The organism is Paracoccus sanguinis, assembly GCF_900106665.1.
GTDB classification, from domain to species: Bacteria; Pseudomonadota; Alphaproteobacteria; order Rhodobacterales; family Rhodobacteraceae; genus Paracoccus; species Paracoccus panacisoli.
This window is the reverse complement of sequence record NZ_FNNA01000001.1, coordinates 1302449-1319301: the sequence shown is the minus strand read 5'-3', so window position 1 is coordinate 1319301 and position 16853 is coordinate 1302449. Positions and strand designations below refer to the sequence as shown.

Genomic DNA, 16853 nt, shown 5'->3' with positions numbered 1-16853 from the left:
GGCGTTCGCATGAACCGTGCATGAACATCACACGAACGGTGCAGCCTCCTGCGCCGGCCGCTTCCCGCCGCGGCGGAATCCCGCTACGCCCGCAGGCATGAGCCTGCGCCCCCATCTCGCCGCGACCTTCTGGCTGGGCCTGCCCCTGGTCGGCGCCCATGTCGCGCGCAACCTCCTGGGCGTGATCGACACCGTGATGGTCGGCCGCTACGGGGTCGAGCCGCTGGCGGCGCTGGTGCTGGCCACCTCGGGGTTCTTCATCCTGCTGATGCTCGGCTCGGGCTACGCGATCGGCGTCCTCGGCGTCATCGCCACCGCCCGCGCCCAGGGCGACGAGGTGCAGGTGCGCCGCGCCACCCGCATGGCGCTGTGGCTCTCGGCCGCCCACGCCGCCCTCGTCGCGCCGCTGCTGATCTGGTCGGGGCCGATCCTCGTGGCGCTCGGGCAAGAGCCGCAGATCGCCGCGCTGGCGCAGGACTGGACCCGGGTCATGGCCTGGGCGATGCCCGCCACGCTGGGGGGGATGGCGCTCAACAGCTTCCTTGCCGCGCTGGGGCGGGCCAACATGGTGCTGTGGGTCACGTTGGCAGGGCTGCCGGTGAACGCCGGGCTGAACTGGGTGCTGATCTTCGGCCACCTCGGGGCGCCCGAGCTGGGCGTGACCGGCGCCGCGCTGGCAAGCCTCGCCGTCACCTGGCTGCAACTCGCCGCGCTGGCGTGGCTGTCGGCGCGACTGCCCGAGGCGCGGGTGTTCCACCTGTTCCAGCGGTTCTGGCGGCCCGACCCGGCGGCGGCGCGGGCGCTGTTCGGGCTCGGCCTGCCGATCGGGCTGACGCTGGTGGCGGAAACCGGGATGTTCACCGGCACCAACGTCATGATGGGCTGGTTCGGGGCCGCGCCGCTGGCTGCGCACGGGATCGCGCTGCAGATCGCCTCGCTGACCTTCATGGTCCATCTCGGCATCTCGAACGCGGCGACGATCCGGGTCGGGACGGCGCATGGCGCGGCCGACCCCGCCGGGCTGCGGCTCGCCGCGCTCGCCGCCATCGCCATGTCGGCGGGGTTCGCGCTGATCCCGATGCTGGCGTTCCTCACCATCCCGCGGACGCTGACCGAGTTCTACCTCAACCCCGCCGACCCGCAGGCTCCGGCCATCGTGGCGCTGGCGGCGGGGCTGATGGTCTATGCGGGGCTCTTCCAGCTCGTCGACGCGATGCAGGCCATCGCGCTGGGCCTGCTGCGCGGGGTGCACGACACGCGGGTGCCGATGTGGCTCGCCGTGGTCAGCTACTGGCTGATCGGCCTGCCGTCCGGCTGGGCGCTGGCGTTTCCGCTGGGCTTCGGCCCGGCGGGGCTGTGGATGGGGCTGCTGATCGGCCTGACCTGCGCCGCCGGGCTGCTGATGGCGCGGTTCTGGCGCCGTTCGTGGGCGGCGCTGCCGGCCTGACCGGCGCCTCGGGTCTGGCCGCGCGCGCCCCCGGGCGCTAGGCTGCCGCCATCCGCCACACCCCGAGGTCCCCATGCGCCCCGTCTTCGTCCAGTTCCGCTGCGCCCCCGGCAAGACCTACGAGGTCGCCGACGCCATCTACGACCGCGAGGTGGTGAGCGAGCTCTACTCGACCTCGGGCGACTACGACCTGATCGCCAAGATCTACATCCCCGAAGAAGAGGACGTGGGCCGCTTCCTCGCCGAGCGGCTGTTCGACATCGAGGGGATCAACCGCACCCTCACGACGATGACCTTCAAGGCCTACTGAGCTGCGGGCGCGGGGACCGGCCCCGCGCCGCGCCAGGGATCAGGCCAAATCGCCCTCGATCAGATAGTCGGGCAGGTTCTGGAAGCTGACCGGCCGCAGGAAGCGGCGGATCGACAGCGTGCCGACCGAGGTCGCGCCGAAGTTGGTCGAGGCCGGGTAGGGACCGCCGTGGACCATCGCATCGGCGACCTCGACCCCGGTGGGGAAGCCGTTGGCCAGCACCCGCCCGGCCTTCTGCGCGAGGATCGGCAGCAGCCGGCGGGCAAGCTCGGCGTCGCCCGCGTCGGTGTGCAGCGTCGCGGTGAGCTGGCCCTCGAAGCCGCGCGCCAGCCGCTCCATCTCGTCGGCGGACTTGACCCGGATCACGAGGCCGAGCGGGCCGAACACCTCTTCCCCCAGCTGGTGCTCGGACAGGAAGGCGTCGGTCGTGGTCTCGTAGAGGTTGGGCGAGGCGTTGCGCGCCGCGCTTTCGGTGGTCAGCACGGGCTGCACGGCGTTCGAGCGGTTCATCCGGTCGGCGCCCTCGCGGTAGGCCTTTGCGATGCCGTCGGTCAGCATCGTCTGCGGGCCGACCTTCTCGAGCGCCGCCTTGGCCGCGGCGACCAGCCGGTCGGCGTCGGGGCCGTCGGTCACCACGGCGATGCCGGGGTTGGTGCAGAACTGGCCCGCGCCCATGGTCAGCGACCCGGCCCAGCCGGTGCCGATCTCGTCCGCGCGCGCGGCGGCGGCGGCGGGCAGGACGAACATCGGGTTCACCGACCCCAGCTCGCCGAAGAACGGGATGGGTTCGGGCCGCGCGGCGCAGAGGTCGAAGAGCGCCCGGCCGCCGGCGAGGCTGCCGGTGAAGCCCACCGCCTTGATCCGCGGATCGGTCACCAGCGCCTCGCCCACCTTCCGGTCGCCGCCCTGGATCAGGGCAAAGACGCCCTTGGGCATCCCGGTCGACTCGATGGCCGCCTTGACCGCCTCGGCGATGATCTCGCCCGTGCCGGGGTGGGCCGAGTGGCCCTTGACCACCACCGGGCAACCGGCGGCAAGCGCCGCCGCGGTGTCGCCGCCGGCGGTCGAGAAGGCGAGCGGGAAGTTCGAGGCGCCGAACACCGCGACCGGGCCGACGGGGATCTGCATCATCCGCAGTTCGGGGCGCGGGGCGGGCTGGCGGTCGGGCAGCGCCTTGTCGGTGCGGCGGTCGAGGTAGTCGCCCTTGCGGATATGCTCGGCGAACAGCTGCAGCTGCCCGGTGGTCCGCCCGCGCTCGCCGTTCAGGCGCGCCTCGGGCAGGCCGGATTCCTGGGTGCCGATCTCGGTGACGGCGTCGGCGCGGGCCTCGATCTCGTCGGCGATCGCCTCGAGGAAGGCCGCGCGCGCCTCGCGCGAGGTGGCGGCATAGGCGTCGAAGGCGGCGGCGGCGGCCTCGCAGGCGCGGGCGACCAGCTCGGGGCTGCCCACGGCATAGTCATGCGCCGGCCCGTGCGCGGGGGACGAGGCAAACGTCGTCTCGCCCGCGACCCATTCGCCGCCGATCAGGTGCTTGCCGTGGGGGGTGAACTGGGCCATCGCGTCGTCTCCTCACAAAACCGATTTTCGGACCAACGTTCGGTCTGAACTGTCGACGCCTTGTCCGCAAGAGGGGTTTCGCCCCCGCGCGTGCCGCGCTCCCCCAGAGTATTTGCGCCAGAAAGACGCCTTGGGGCGCGCCAGACCCGCCTCGGGCTGGACCAAAATATCCCCGCCGGAGGCTCCCGCGGCCGAGCCGGGCGCGCCGGTTGGGCCGTCAGCCCGAGGGCGCCACCAGATGCAGCGCGGCCCGCGCCGCCTGCCCGCCCGCGTCGATCACCGACAGCGTGCCCCAGCCGGGCGCTGCGGGCAGCACCGCCTCGGGCGCGGTCAGCCCCACGGCGAGCGGGCGGCCGTCCATCAGCACGCTGTAGGGCCCGGTCCCGCCCCTGATCCTGAGCGCGAGGCGACCGCCAGCAAGCTCCACCTCGGCCCCGTCGGGCGGGAACAGGATCGCCAGCGCCTCGGCCGCCGGCGCGACCGGGTCGGCCGGGCGCGGGGTGCCACGCGGCTGGAAGCGGCGCAGCGCCGGGGGCAGGGCGGCGTTCGGCCCCGGCAGCGCGCCGGGCGGGGGCGGCGGCAGCGGCACGGCGCGGTCGGCCAGCGCGTCGAACATCTCGAACAGCAACGGCGCCGCCACATCGCCGCCGAAGGCGCCGGGCACGGGCGTCCCGTCCGGGCGGCCGATCCAGACGCCGGCCACGAACCGCCCGTCCCAGCCGAGCGCGAGCGCGTCGCGGTGGCCGTAGCTGGTCCCTGTCTTCCACGCCACGCGGCCCGCGGCGCGCCCGCCCGGCGGGCTGTGGCGGGCGAGGATCTCGCCCGTCTGCCAGGCCGCGACCGGCCCCACCACCGGGGGCATGACCCGCGGCGCCTCGGGGCGGACGTGCAGCGCCACCCCGCGCCCGCCGCGCGCCAGCCCCGCGTAGGCCTGCACCAGCCCCTCGAGCGAGACGCCCCCGCCGCCCAGCACGATGGCCAGCCCCGGCGCCCCTTGCGTCGTCACCGGCGCGCCGGCCCGGCGCAGCGCCGCGGCGATGCGCGCCGGTCCCAGCGCCTCGGCCACCCGCACCACGGGGATGTTGAGCGATTCGGCCAGCGCCTGCCGGATCGTCACCGTGCCGCGGAAGCGGCGGTCGAAGTTCTCGGGCTGCCAGCGGCCGAAGCTCGCCGGGCGGTCCTCGATCAGCGTCTCGGGGTGGATCAGCCCGTCGTCGAACCCCAGCGCATAGACCAGCGGCTTCAGCGTCGAGCCGGGCGAGCGCAGCGCCTGCGTCATGTCGATGAACCCGCCCGCCCGCGGGTCGGTGAACTGCGCCGCGCCCACATGGGCGAGGATCTCACCCGTCTCGTGGTCGGCGAGGATCAGCGCCGCCGAGACCTGCGCCGGCTGCCCCGCCACCGCGCGCGCGGCCAGCCGCTCGGCCTGCCGCTGCAGGCTTGCGTCCAGCGTCGTCTCGATCCGCAGCGCGCCGGGGTTGGCGCGCCGCAGCCGGTCGGCGAGCAGCGGCGCCAGGGCCGGAAAGGCGCGGCGGCGGTCGGGCAGCGGCGTGGCGCGGGCGGTGGCCGCGGCCTCGGCCGTCAGCAGCCCCAGCGCCTCGGCCCGCGCCAGCACCCGGTCGCGGGCGATGCGGGCGGCCTCGCGCCGCGCGGGCAGGTCGGGCCGCCGCGCCTCGGGCGCCTGCGGCAGCGCCACCAGCAGCGCCGATTCGGCGGGCGTCAGGCGGCGCGGCTCCTTGCCGAACCACATCAAACTGGCCGCCCGCACCCCTTCGGTGTTGCCGCCATAGGGCGCGAGCCGCAGGTAGAGGTCGAGCACGCGCGCCTTGCCCAGCCGCCGCTCCAGCGCCAGCGCCACCCGCGCCTGCCGCAGCTTGGCGCGCCAGTCGCCGGGGGGCGAGCGTTCCAGCAGCCGCGCCGTCTGCATCGACAGCGTCGAGGCGCCCGAGACGATCCGCCCATGCGTCAGCGCCTGCCACCCGGCCCGCGCCACCGCCCGCGGGTCCACCCCGTCGTGGTCGGCAAAGCGCCGATCCTCCCACGCGATCAGCAGCTTGAGGAAGCCGGGGTCGACCCCCTCGGCGGGCGGGGCGAGGCGCCAGAGGCCGTTCTCGACCGGGAACGCGCGCAGCAGGCTGCCATCGCGGGCCACCACCTCGGTGCCGGTGGCGACCACCAGCGGCGGCAGCACGGTGGCGTCGATCCAGGCCGAGAACGCCGCCCGTCCCCGGTCGGCGGCCCCGGCCATCACCCCCAGCGCCACCGCCGCCGCGATCAGGCGGCGGCCGGCCCGGCGCGGATCAGCGGGTGATCGTCGTCGTGCCATTGTCGGTCCAGGCCCGCCGCTCGGCGCGGTACATGTCCTCGACGCTCGCCGCCGGGTGGTGGAACCGGCCCGGCGTGACCGCCCGCAGCCGATAGGCGAGGCGGATCGGGTCCGACCCGCTCGCGTTCACGGCCGCGGCAAAGCGGTCCTGCCGGAACTCGGTCATGTCCGCCGTGCCGGTCTCGCCCAGCCAGGCGAGGTCGCCGGTCTCGCCGCTGGTGAGCAGGTTCGGGTTGTCGATCTCGAACCCCGCCGGCAGCGGGTCGGCGATCAGCAACCGCCCGTCCGCGGGGCCGAGCGGCAGCACCTCGAGCACCGCGACGAGCCGCGTCCCGAGCGCCACCTGCGCCGGGTCCACGGGCAGGCCGGCCTCGGTGAAGTAGTGCCGGGCGATCTTGAAGGCGGTGCCGCCGGCCTTGGGCGGATCGACCGGCACGGCGGTCGCGCCGATCACCACCCGGACCGGCGCGGCGCCGCCGTTCGCCAGCGCCACCGGCGGCAGCGCGGCGGCGTCCCCCAGATCGACCACCGGCGCCGAGAGCGCCGCCCCCGAAAGCGTCAGCCCGCCGCCCGCGTCCCCGCCCGCGCTCAGCGCCTGCGCGGCGAGGACGAGCCACCCCGCCTCCTGCGTCGAGAGCGCGACCTTGTCGGCCCCCTCGGCGATCCCGGCCGACAGCGCCGCGCGGTCCACCGCCTGCGACCCCGCCTCGTCGGCGAGCGCCAGCACGCCCGCGCGGTCGCGCAGAAGGGTGCCGTAATCGGCGCGGAACAGCGCCTCGGGCTCGCGCCCGGCGTCGGCCAGCGCCTGCGCCTGCCGGAACATCCGGTCGGCGCGCGGCTGGTCGCCCACCGCTGCCAGCGCCGCGCCCATCTGGGCGGCGGCGAGCGGCGTGGCGAAGCCCTCGCCCCCGGTGTCGGCGTAATAGCGCAGGTCGCTGACCACCGCCTGCCCCTCGCGCGCCAGCACATAGGCCGCATAGGCGGTCGCCGCATTCTCGTCGGGATCGGCGTTCTGCGGGTCGGCGGCGGCGTTGAGGCCGTTCTGCAAGGCCCGCAGCGCCGCCTTGAACGACGCCTCGGGCACCGCATGACCCGCCGCCCGCGCCCGGCCGAGGAAGTCGGTGACATAGGCCGTGAGCCAGCGGTCGCCCCCTTCCGCGCGCCAGAGGCCGAAGTCGCCCTCGGCCGTCTGCCGGGTCAGCACCTGCGCGATGGCGTCATCCACCGCCTTCGGCTCGACCGAGGGCGGGCGCGGCACGCCCTCGGGCATCAGCCCGGCGGCGTAAAGCTGCGGCAGCGCGCCCGAGGCGATCTGCTCGGTGCAGCCGTAGGGATAGGTGACGAGCCGCGCCACCGCGCCCGGCACGTCGAGCTGGGCATAGGCGCCCGAGGTCAGCGTCATCCGACCGGTGCCGGGACGGAAGGCCCCCAGCGGGGCCAGGTCCACCGTCTGCGCCGCGCCGGGGGCGAGCGTCAGCTCGATCCGCCGCGTGACCGGCGCATCGCTGCGCGCGACCGGGATGGTCAGGTCCTTGGTGACCGTCCGCCCGTCCGGCAGCGTGGCCGAGACGCGCAACACGGCGGTGCCCTCGGCCTCGGGGGCCGTCAGCGTCAGGGGCAGGGTGACGGACTGCCGGTCGGCCAGCGTGACCTCGCTCGGCAGGCCGTCGGTGGTCAGCGCCACCGCGGCGGGCGGCTCGGCCGAGCCTTCGGCCACTGGCGCCTCGCCCGCGGCGGTCTGCACACCGGCAAGGTTCTCGACCCGCAGCGCCACCGCCCCGGCGGGGCCGGTGACATGGGTCAGCGCGAGGCTCGCCTCGGCCGTGTCGCCGGGCGACAGGAACGCCGGCACGGTGGCGGTCATCGCCACCGGGTCGCGGACCAGCATCGTGGTGTCGGTCTGGCCCACGCCATCGGCGTTCCAGACCAGCGCCATCACCCGCACCTCGCCGTTGAAGTCGGGCAGCGGCACCTCGACCGTCACCTTGCCCTCGGCGTCGAGCGTCAGCGGGCCCGAGAACCACGCCATCAGCTTCTCGGTGGGCGGCGGCGCCTGGGTCTGCATCGAGGCGGCGTCGCCGCCCGCGCGGATCGCCGCGTCGGCGGCCCCGCCGGGCAGGATCAGCCGGCCGTAGAGGTCGCGCATCCCGACCCCCAGCCGGCGCTGGCCGAGGTAATGGGCGCTGGCCGAGGGGGGCTGGTAGCTGGTCAGGTTCAGGATGCCCTGATCGACGGCCCAGATCGTCGCCTGCACGGTCTTGCCCGGCGCCGCGCCCGCGACGGCGAGCGTCACCTGCGCGGTGCCGCGCGGGTCGGCCTCGGCGGGCGCGGTCAGCGTCGCCTGCAACGCCCGGTCGCCCGGCTCGACCGCGGCGGCGGCGATGCCGAGGCTGCGGACCGGGGTGTGGCGCGACAGCTCGCCCGTGCCTGCGGCGACCGGCCGGATGGCGCTGACCGCCACATAGGCGTTGGCGCCCCAGTCCTCGGTCACCGGCAGGTCCACGGTGTTGGTCCCCGCCGTGACAGGCACGGCCTTGAGGTCGATCACCCGGTTCGACAGGACAGAGACGATCGCGACCCCGTCCGCCGCGGCCTCGAGCGTCACCCGCGCGGTGTCGCCGATCCGGTAGGCGGGCTTGTCCAGCGCCACGCTCAGCCGGTCGGGCGTGTCGGTGCCGGTCGCGGCGACGCCCCAGCCGGCGTCGAAGCGCAGCGAGCTTTCCGCCCCGTCGCTGCCGGTCACGACCAGCTCGTAGCTGCCCCAGTCCACCGGCACGGTCAGCGTAGCCGGGCCGTCCTCGGGCTGGACCACGCCATTGGCGACCCGCGCGCGGCGGGTGATCGGCTGATAGCTCCAGTCCCCGCCGAGGGCGAACCACTGGTAGTCGGTGTCCACCCGGTTCAGCACCCAGTCGAGCCGCCCGGCGGTCGGCGTCAGGTCGGGGCCGAGCGCGACGAGGCTGAACTGCGCCTCGGCGCCCTGCGGCACGGTGCCGTCCGGGAACTCGGGGCGGATGCCGGGCGCCGGGCGGGCGGGGAGGACCAGCCGCGTGTCGGTGCGCTCGACCGGGCGGCCGGCGCCCTCGCGCAGGGTCAGGGTCAGCGCGGCCTCATAGGGCCGGGCGGACGCGGCGAGCGAGGCGGGCAGGTCCACGCGGGCGGCAAAGCGGCCCTCGGCGTCGGTGGTGCCGGCGGGCATGGCGACGTAATCGGGGGCGCTGTCGGCGTCGGCGCGGCCGAAGACATAACCCTCCCACCCCGGCAGGGCGCGGGTGGGGGTCAGGCGCAGCGAGCCCTCGACCGGCAGGCCGGCGGCGGGGGCGCCGAACAGCCAGCGGGCGTCGATGGCGGCCGCGACCGGCTCGGCCGGCGATTGCGGCGGGTCGGGGAGGTTCAGGTCGAAGGCGATGCGCTCGGGGCGGAAATCCTCGACCAGCAGTCGCGCGGTGGCGAGCGGCGGGCCCTGATCCTCGAGCCGGAACTCGACCCGCCAGGCGCCGCGCGGGGCGGTGTCGGGGATCGGCACGGCGAGCGTATAGCCGCCCGCGCCCGCGGGTTCCGGCATCAGCCGGGCGTGCTCGACCCCGTCCGGGCGCAGCACCACGGCGCTGAGCGGCAGGCCGTCGATCGCCCGGCCACGGTCGTCGCGGGTCATCACGGTGGCAAAGGCGGTCTCGCCCGCGCGATAGGCGCCGCGGTCGGTGGCGGCGAAGACATCGACCGGGGGCGCGGGCGGGTTGCCCTCGACGCCGCGGTCGGACAGGTCGAACTCGGGGTCGATGAGCGACAGGAAGGCGAGGTCGGTGACCTCGTCGCCGCTGCGGGTGGTGGCGGTGACGACCGCAGGCTCGGCGGCGTCGCGGCCGCGGGTCAGCCCGGCGTCGAAGCGCGCCACGCCCTGATCGTCGGTCTGCGCCGTGGCCAGCACCGCGTTCCCGCGCGAGATGAGCGCCACCTCGACCCCCGCCCGGGCGGCGGCGTCCGAAAGGCCGCGCACCGCGACGGTCAGCCCGTCGCTGCCCGACCAGCTCGCCAGCCCGAGGTCCGAGATCATGAACCACTGCGCCGCCGCCGGCGCGACCTCGGCCGAGACGCCCTCGACCTGCGCGGTCAGCACATAGATCCCGGGCGTCAGCGGCCCGGCCCCGGCGCGGTTGAGGTCGATGCGGGTCGCCACCTCGGCGTTGACCGGATGGCTGCCGCCGCCCGCGGGCGGGGCGACGGTGGCGGTGCCGGTCCAGATCCGCTCGCCCATCCCGGCCGAGAAGGTCTGCGCGCGCCATTCGTCCAGCGGTGCGGCAAAGATGCGGTCGCGCAGCGCCCGCACGAGGTTGCGGTCCGACATCCGGTAGAGCGTCAGCCCGACCTCGGGGGCGTTGACGGTGGTCAGCGTCAGCCCCTGGTCGCCGCCCGTGGGCAGCACATAGGCGCGGCCGGGGAACCGCGCCATCGGCGCCCGGTCGCGGACATACATCGAGAGGGTGACGGGCTTGGCCAGCACCTCGCCATCCGCGGCCGGCAGGCCGGGGCGCAAGGTGATGTCCAGCGCCGCGCCGCGCGCCATGCCGGTGATGCAGAGTTGGCTGCCCTCACCCTCGACCGCGAGCCCCTGGTCGGGCAGCGCCACGAAGGGGCGGAAGTCCACGCCCGGCGCCAGCTCGCCCGAGAAGTTCACGCAGGCGCGCGGATCGGGGGTGTTGGCGTCCACCTGGTTGTCGGTGACGCGGAAGCCGTGCCGGTCCTGAAAGCCCTCGATCAGCGTGGCGAGTTGCGGATCACCCGCGCCGCCATGCGCCTCGGCATGGCGCAGCGCCTTGAGCCCGTCGGGGCCGCGGTCCTGCCGCTCGGCGATCAGCGCCCAGGCGGTCAGCGCCGGCAGCCCCGGCCCGGTGGTCCGCAGCCAGGCGTTCAGCGCCGCCGACTGCGCGGCGCGGTCCATCTGGAAATCGTTGCCGCCGTTCTGCCGCCCCGCCGTCTCGAGCGCCGCCGACAGCGCCAGCCAGTCGTCGGGTGCATCGGTCGCGGCCGTCACCGCACCCAGCCAGCGCACCGCGCCGGTGGGGTCGTTGGCCTGCGCGGCGGCGTCGGCATAGCCACGCAGCACGTCCAGCGGCTCGCCCGAGCCGGGGTAGAGCGTGCCCAGCCCCTCGGCCTGCCGCCGCGCGGCGGTCAGGTCGTCGGGGCGCAGCCAGCCCGCGGTGCCCTCGGTCCGGGCGGCCACGGCGGCGAGCGCCGCGGGGTCGGTCGCCAGCACCTGCCCCGACTGCGCGCCGACGAAGGGCGCAGGCGCGCCCGCGGCGGCCTTGGGGAAGCAGGCCCGCGAGCGGGCGTTGTAGGTCAGCGCCTGGCAGTCGGGGTTCGCAAGGCACAACTGCACGCAGGCATCCGCCGTGGTCTGGAAGATCGGGGCGAGGTCGCCACCCGGCAGGTCCATGTCGGCCTGCAGCACCACGCGCCGCTCGGGCAGCGGCGATTCGGCCCATGCCGTGGGCGCGAGACCCAGCCCCAGCGTCAGGGCGAGAAGCGCGCCGAGCCCGCGGCGGGGGCGCGGCCGAGGCGTCTGACGGGGGGCTGCGGGGCGGAAACGCATCGGACCGGACATGGCAAAACCTCCTCGGGACGCGGCGCGGTCATGGTGCCACGACCGGGCCGGGGCGGCAATCGCCCGGACGGGCGGCCGCCCCGGCGGGCCGGTGCCGATGGCGTGAGGCGGACCGCGGCGGGGACCGGTCGGGGGGCGGTCGGGGGGCGGTCGGGGGGCCGGACGGGCCGCGCGAGCCGGGCGGGGCGGGGGCGAAAAACCAGCCCGGTCTTGTTTCCCCCGCACTTCTGCCGCAGTGTCGCGGCTGGACCCGCGCCAAGACGGGCCTCACGCGCCACCAACAGGACATCATCCCATGACATTCCAGATCACCGCCCGTGCGCTGCTGCTGGCCTCGGCCGTGGCCCTCTCGCCCCTCGCCCTGCCCGCCGCCTGGGCCGCGACGCCCGCCGACACGCTGGTCGTCGCCGCAACCATCGACGACATCATCAGCCTCGACCCGGCGCAGAGCTTCGAGTTCTCGGGCAACGACGTCACCCAGAACCTCTATGACCGGCTCGTGGACTTCGACCCGCTGGCGCTGGACAAGGGCTTCCAGCCCAGCCTCGCCGAAAGCTGGAAGACCAGCGAGGACGGCAAGACCCTGACGCTGACCATGCGCGAGGGGGTCAAGTTCCAGTCCGGCAACCCGGTCCGGGCCGAGGACGCCGCCTGGTCGATCCAGCGCGCCGTCAAGCTGGACAAGTCGCCGGCCTTCATCCTGACCCAGTTCGGCCTGACGCCCGAGAACGTCGAGCAGATGGTCAAGGCCGAGGGCAACACGCTGTCCATCACCATGGACAAGCCCTACGCCGAGACCTTCGTGCTGAACTGCCTCACGGCCAGCGTCGCCTCGGTCGTGGACAAGGAAACCGTGATGGCCAATGTCCAGGGCGAGGACCTGGGCAACACCTGGCTGTCGACGAACAGCGCCGGCTCGGGTCCGTATTCGCTGGCCGCGTGGCGCCCGAACGAGGCCGTGCAGCTCGTCGCGAACGAGGGCTATTTCCAGGGCGCCCCGGCGATGAAGCGGGTGATCGTCCGCAACGTGCAGGAATCCAGCGCCCAGCGGCTGCAGCTCGAGCAGGGCGACATCGACGTGGCCCGCAACCTGACCCCCACCGACGTCGAGGCGGTGGCCGGCAACGACGCGCTCAAGATCACCGACGAGCCGCGCGGCCGCATCCTCTACATGGGCCTGAGCCAGAAGGACCCGCTGCTGTCGAACCCGGCCGTCATCAAGGCGATGCGCCACCTCGTCAACTTCGAGGGCATGGCCGGCAGCTTCCTCAAGGGCCAGTGGAAGATCCACCAGAACTTCCTGCCCGAGGGGTATCTGGGCGCCTCGGACGACAACTCGTGGACCTATGACGTCGAGGCCGCGAAGAAGATCCTCGCCGAGGGCGGGGTGACGGGCGGCACCGTGACGACCAAGGTCCGCGACCTGCGCGAATATCTGGACGTGGCCCAGACGCTGCAGGCGTCGATGGCCGAGGCCGGGCTGACGCTCAACATCGAGCAGATGACCGGGGCGCAGGTGCTCGACGCCTATCGCGCCCGGCAGGTGCCGATCTTCCTGGGCGAATGGGGGCCGGACTATGCCGACCCGCAGACCAACGCCTCGACCTTTGCGCTGAACCCCGACAACGAGGCCGAGAAGGGCTCGACGCTCGCGTGGCGCAACTCGTACGCGGTGCCGGCCGAGATGCAGGCCGCCGTCGAGGCTGCGGTGACCGAGGGCGACGGCGAGAAGCGCAAGACGATGTATCTGGACCTGCAGAAGCAGTACCACGACGTGGCCCCGATCCTGCCGCTGTTCCAGCGGGTCGAACAGACCGCCTCGCAGAAGGGCGTCGAGGGCTGGTCGGGCGGCGGCGCCGTGACCTCGGTGCAGTACCGCTCGGTGACGAAGAAGGCCGAGTAACCCTTGTCCACGACCGACCAGCTCGCCGGGCGGACCCTACCGCCCGGCTCTGCCGATCCGGGCCCCGAGGGTCCGGGCGCGTCCCCGCGCGGCCCCAGCCGGGCCATGCGCCGCACCCGTCAGATCGGCGGGGTGTTCCTGTCGCTGTTGCTGACGATGCTGGGGCTGCTGCTCGTCACCTTCATCATCGGCCGGGTGATGCCCATCGACCCGGTGCTGAAGGTGGTGGGCGAGCGCGCCACGCCCGCGCAATACGAGGCCGCGCGGCAGGCCATGGGCCTCGACCAGCCGCTGATCGTCCAGTTCCTGCGCTATATCGGCGACGTGCTGCAGGGCGATTTCGGGCGCTCGATCTCGACCGGGCATCCGGTGGCCGAGGACCTGCGCCGGGTGTTCCCCGCGACGCTCGAGCTGGCGGCGCTGGGCACGCTGATCGGGGTCACCGTGGGGGTGCCGCTGGGCGTCATCGCGGCGGCGAACCGGGGCGGCTGGATCGACCAGGTGGCCCGCGTGCTGGCGCTGGTCGGCTATTCGGTGCCGATCTTCTGGCTGGGGCTGATGGGGCTGCTGGTGTTCTACGGCATCCTCAACTGGGTCGGGGGGCCGGGGCGGCAGGGGATCATCTATGACGGCATGGTGCCGGTGCGGACCGGGCTCCTGCTGGTCGACTCGGCGCTGGCCGGGGACTGGGCGGCGTGGCGGGATGCGTTCTCGCACATCATCCTGCCGGCCTCGCTCTTGGGCTATTTCAGCCTCGCCTACATCAGCCGCATGACCCGCAGCTTCATGCTGGAACAGCTCTCGTCCGAATACATCACCACCGCGCGGGTCAAGGGCCTGTCCGAGCGCCGGGTGATCTGGGGCCATGCCTTCCGCAACATCGCGGTGCCGCTGATCACCGTGATCGCGCTGTCGTTCGGCTCGCTGCTCGAAGGGTCGGTGCTGACCGAGATCATCTTCTCGTGGCCCGGCATCGGCAGCTACATCACCAAGACGCTGCTCGCCGGCGACATGAACGCGGTTCTCGGCGGCACGATCGTCGTCGGCACCTGCTTCGTGGCGCTGAACCTGCTCAGCGACATCCTGTATCGCGTGCTCGACCCGAGGGCCGGATGACCCCCCTGCCAGATCACGCCGCCACCCCGCAATCCACCCGCGAGTGGCTTCTGTCGGACGCGCCCACCACCCGCCGGCAGGCGCGGCTGGGGGCGCTCTATCAGGGCTGGCTGGTGTTCCGCGCCAACCACCTGGCCGTCGTCGGGCTGATCATCCTGATCCTGCTGATCGGCACCGCGATCTTTGCCCCGCTGCTGGCCCCGGCGAGTCCCTATGCCCAGAACCTCGCCGAGCGGCTGCAACCGCCCTCGGCCGCGCACTGGCTGGGGACCGACCACCTCGGGCGCGACATCCTCTCGCGGCTGATCTGGGGGTCGCGGATCACGCTGTTCATCGTCGGCACGGTGGCGCTGATCTCGCCGCTGATCGGGCTGATCGTCGGCACGCTGGCGGGCTTCGCGGGCGGCTGGGTAGACCAGGTGCTGATGCGGATCACCGACATCTTCCTCGCCTTCCCCAAGCTGATCCTCGCGCTGGCCTTCGTCGCGGCGCTGGGGCCGTCGATCACCAACGCGGTGCTTGCGCTGGCGATCACCGGCTGGCCGCCCTATGCCCGCCTCGCGCGGGCCGAGACGCTGACCATCCGCAACGCCGACTTCATCGCCGCGGCGCGGATGCAGGGCGCCTCGCCCCTGCGGCTGCTGGTGCTGCACATCTGGCCGCTTTGCCTTTCGTCGCTGATCGTGCGGGTGGCGCTCGACATGGCCGGGATCATCCTGTCGGCGGCGGGGCTCGGGTTCCTCGGCCTCGGTGCGCAGCCGCCGCAGCCGGAGTGGGGGGCGATGATCTCGGACGGGCGGACCTACATCCTCGATTTCTGGTGGGTCGCGGCGATGCCGGGGATCGCGATCTTCCTCGTCAGCCTCGCCTTCAACTTCCTCGGCGATGGCTTGCGCGACGTGCTCGACCCCAAGGGAGGCGCGGAATGAGCGCGCCGCTCCTCTCAGTCCGCGACCTGCGGGTCGCCTTCCCCACCCGGCAGGGCGTGTTCGAGGCGGTGCGCGGCGTCAGCTTCGACCTCGGCCGTGAGCGGCTGGGCGTGGTGGGCGAATCCGGCTCGGGCAAGTCGATGACCGGCCGCGCCATCCTCGGCCTCGTGCGCCCGCCCGGCCGCGTGACGGCCGAGCGGATGGAGCTTGACGGCCAGTCGATCCTGAACCTGCCCGAGCGGCAGATGCGCGCCATCCGCGGCCGCCGGATCAGCATGGTGATGCAGGACCCCAAGTTCAGCCTCAACCCGGTGATGCGGGTCGGCGACCAGATCGTCGAGGCCTATCGCCAGCAGACCGGCGCCGGCCGCGCCACCGCCCGCACCCGCGCGATGGAGATGCTCGAGGCGGTCCGCATCCGCGAGCCGGAGCGGGTGTTCGGCGCCTATCCGCACGAGGTCTCGGGCGGGATGGGGCAGCGGATCATGATCGCCATGATGCTCGCCTCGGGCCCGGAAATCCTGATCGCGGACGAGCCGACCAGCGCGCTGGACGTCTCGGTGCGGACCGAGGTGTTGCGGATCATGGACGATCTGGTGCGCGACCGCGGCATGGGGCTGATCTTCATCAGCCACGACCTGAACCTCGTCGCCCAGTTCTGCGACCGGGTGCTCATCATGTATGCCGGCCGGGTGGTGGAAACGCTGGCCGCCCGCGACCTGCACGCCGCCCGGCACCCCTATACGCAGGGGCTCTTGAACAGCCTGCCCCGCCTCGATGCGCCGGTCGAGCGGCTGGCGGTGCTGGAGCGTCGCCCCGAGTGGAAGGACGGCCCGCTCGACCCCGCGCTGGTCGATGCCTCGATGATCGACGCGTTTCCGGGGGGCGTGCGATGAGCGCGCCGATCCTCGAGATCCGCGACCTGCGGGTGTGGTTCGGCAACCCGCCCGACCGCGTGGATGCGGTCAAGGGCGTCGACCTGACCGTCGCGCGGGGCGAAAGCTTCGGGCTGGTGGGCGAATCCGGCTCGGGCAAGTCCACCATCCTGCGCGCGCTCGCCGGGCTGGCGCCGACCTGGTCGGGGACCATCACCGTGGATGGCGAGAGCCTGCGCGGCACCGCCCGCAGCAAGGCGTTCCACCGCAAGGTGCAGATGGTGTTCCAGGACCCCTATGCGAGCCTGCACCCGCGCCACACCGTCGACCGGGTGCTGGCCGAGACGCTCAAGCTGCAAGGGATGGACGACATCGACCGCCGGATCGCCCGGCTGCTCGACGACGTGGGGCTGGGGCAGGGCTTCCGCTTCCGCTATCCGCACCAGCTCTCGGGCGGCCAGCGCCAGCGGGTCGCCGTGGCCCGCGCCCTGGCCGGAGAGCCGGCGCTGTTGCTGCTGGATGAGCCGACCTCGGCGCTCGACGTGTCGGTGCAGGCGGAAATCCTGAACCTGCTCGCCGATCTGCGCGCCGACCGGGGGCTGACCTACCTGATGGTCAGCCACGACCTCGCGGTGATCGGGCATCTCTGCCAGCGGCTGGCGGTGATGCAGGGCGGGCTGATCGTGGACCGGCTGGACGCCGCGGCGCTGCGCGCAGGCCGCGCCGACAGCGCCTATACGCGCCACCTGATCGAGGCGTCGGCCAGCTATGTCGGCTCGGCGGGCTAG

At 73.8% G+C, this 16853-nt stretch carries 10 protein-coding genes; 7 read left to right on the top strand and 3 right to left on the bottom strand.

Annotation, left to right across the window (positions count from 1 at the left end):
* Nucleotides 1–97 precede the first annotated feature (97 nt).
* Together BLW17_RS06390 and BLW17_RS06385 are read left to right on the top strand one after the other, a co-directional pair.
* Entirely contained in the window at nucleotides 98–1447 is a 1350-nt protein-coding gene (locus BLW17_RS06390; protein WP_052174893.1) for an MATE family efflux transporter, read from the top strand.
* Between the two features lie 73 nt (nucleotides 1448–1520).
* Complete coding sequence (locus BLW17_RS06385) at nucleotides 1521–1757, top strand: Lrp/AsnC family transcriptional regulator (RefSeq protein WP_036704934.1); 237 nt, start codon at nucleotides 1521–1523, stop codon at nucleotides 1755–1757.
* Nucleotides 1758–1796: 39 nt separating this feature from the next.
* Here BLW17_RS06385 and BLW17_RS06380 read toward each other — a convergent pair whose 3' ends face one another.
* The 3 genes from BLW17_RS06380 to BLW17_RS06370 all read right to left on the bottom strand — a co-directional run bounded on the left by BLW17_RS06380 (nucleotide 1797) and on the right by BLW17_RS06370 (nucleotide 11242).
* The gene (locus BLW17_RS06380) at nucleotides 1797–3314 is read right to left on the bottom strand and encodes an aldehyde dehydrogenase (NADP(+)) (protein WP_036732235.1); all 1518 of its coding nucleotides are present in this window, start codon (nucleotides 3312–3314) and stop codon (nucleotides 1797–1799) included.
* A gap of 217 nt (nucleotides 3315–3531) precedes the next feature.
* Complete coding sequence (pbpC, locus tag BLW17_RS06375; RefSeq protein ID WP_139305922.1) at nucleotides 3532–5640, bottom strand: penicillin-binding protein 1C; 2109 nt, start codon at nucleotides 5638–5640, stop codon at nucleotides 3532–3534.
* Nucleotides 5615–11242: an alpha-2-macroglobulin family protein gene (locus BLW17_RS06370; RefSeq protein ID WP_231572740.1), complete on the bottom strand. Its 5628-nt coding sequence runs from the start codon at nucleotides 11240–11242 to the stop codon at nucleotides 5615–5617. Before BLW17_RS06370 ends, pbpC begins: the two co-directional genes overlap by 26 nt.
* 295 nt (nucleotides 11243–11537) lie before the next feature.
* On the opposite strand from BLW17_RS06370, the gene BLW17_RS06365 reads away from it, so the two are divergent.
* The 5 genes from BLW17_RS06365 to BLW17_RS06345 all read left to right on the top strand — a co-directional run bounded on the left by BLW17_RS06365 (nucleotide 11538) and on the right by BLW17_RS06345 (nucleotide 16853).
* The gene (locus tag BLW17_RS06365; protein WP_036701737.1) at nucleotides 11538–13145 is read left to right on the top strand and encodes an ABC transporter substrate-binding protein; all 1608 of its coding nucleotides are present in this window, start codon (nucleotides 11538–11540) and stop codon (nucleotides 13143–13145) included.
* 105 nt (nucleotides 13146–13250) lie between these two features.
* Complete coding sequence (locus BLW17_RS06360; RefSeq protein ID WP_052176420.1) at nucleotides 13251–14261, top strand: ABC transporter permease; 1011 nt, start codon at nucleotides 13251–13253, stop codon at nucleotides 14259–14261.
* The gene (gene nikC / locus BLW17_RS06355; RefSeq protein ID WP_036733990.1) at nucleotides 14258–15190 is read left to right on the top strand and encodes a nickel transporter permease; all 933 of its coding nucleotides are present in this window, start codon (nucleotides 14258–14260) and stop codon (nucleotides 15188–15190) included. The genes BLW17_RS06360 and nikC overlap by 4 nt, the downstream gene beginning before the upstream one ends.
* Nucleotides 15187–16086, top strand: coding sequence for an ABC transporter ATP-binding protein (locus tag BLW17_RS06350; protein WP_036708591.1), 900 nt, complete (start codon nucleotides 15187–15189; stop codon nucleotides 16084–16086). Before nikC ends, BLW17_RS06350 begins: the two co-directional genes overlap by 4 nt.
* A complete protein-coding gene (locus BLW17_RS06345; RefSeq protein WP_036733988.1) occupies nucleotides 16083–16853 on the top strand; it encodes an ABC transporter ATP-binding protein in 771 nt (256 codons plus the stop codon). The genes BLW17_RS06350 and BLW17_RS06345 overlap by 4 nt, the downstream gene beginning before the upstream one ends.

Bases quoted from the DNA above. Each gene is read 5' to 3' on its own strand.
- BLW17_RS06390 (WP_052174893.1), top strand. From the start codon at position 98: ATGAGCCTGCGCCCCCATCTCGCCGCGACCTTCTGGCTGGGCCTGCCC.
- BLW17_RS06385 (WP_036704934.1), top strand. From the start codon at position 1,521: ATGCGCCCCGTCTTCGTCCAGTTCCGCTGCGCCCCCGGCAAGACCTAC.
- BLW17_RS06380 (WP_036732235.1), bottom strand. From the start codon at position 3,314: ATGGCCCAGTTCACCCCCCACGGCAAGCACCTGATCGGCGGCGAATGG.
- pbpC (WP_139305922.1), bottom strand. From the start codon at position 5,640: ATGGCACGACGACGATCACCCGCTGATCCGCGCCGGGCCGGCCGCCGC.
- BLW17_RS06370 (WP_231572740.1), bottom strand. From the start codon at position 11,242: ATGTCCGGTCCGATGCGTTTCCGCCCCGCAGCCCCCCGTCAGACGCCT.
- BLW17_RS06365 (WP_036701737.1), top strand. From the start codon at position 11,538: ATGACATTCCAGATCACCGCCCGTGCGCTGCTGCTGGCCTCGGCCGTG.
- BLW17_RS06360 (WP_052176420.1), top strand. From the start codon at position 13,251: ATGCGCCGCACCCGTCAGATCGGCGGGGTGTTCCTGTCGCTGTTGCTG.
- nikC (WP_036733990.1), top strand. From the start codon at position 14,258: ATGACCCCCCTGCCAGATCACGCCGCCACCCCGCAATCCACCCGCGAG.
- BLW17_RS06350 (WP_036708591.1), top strand. From the start codon at position 15,187: ATGAGCGCGCCGCTCCTCTCAGTCCGCGACCTGCGGGTCGCCTTCCCC.
- BLW17_RS06345 (WP_036733988.1), top strand. From the start codon at position 16,083: ATGAGCGCGCCGATCCTCGAGATCCGCGACCTGCGGGTGTGGTTCGGC.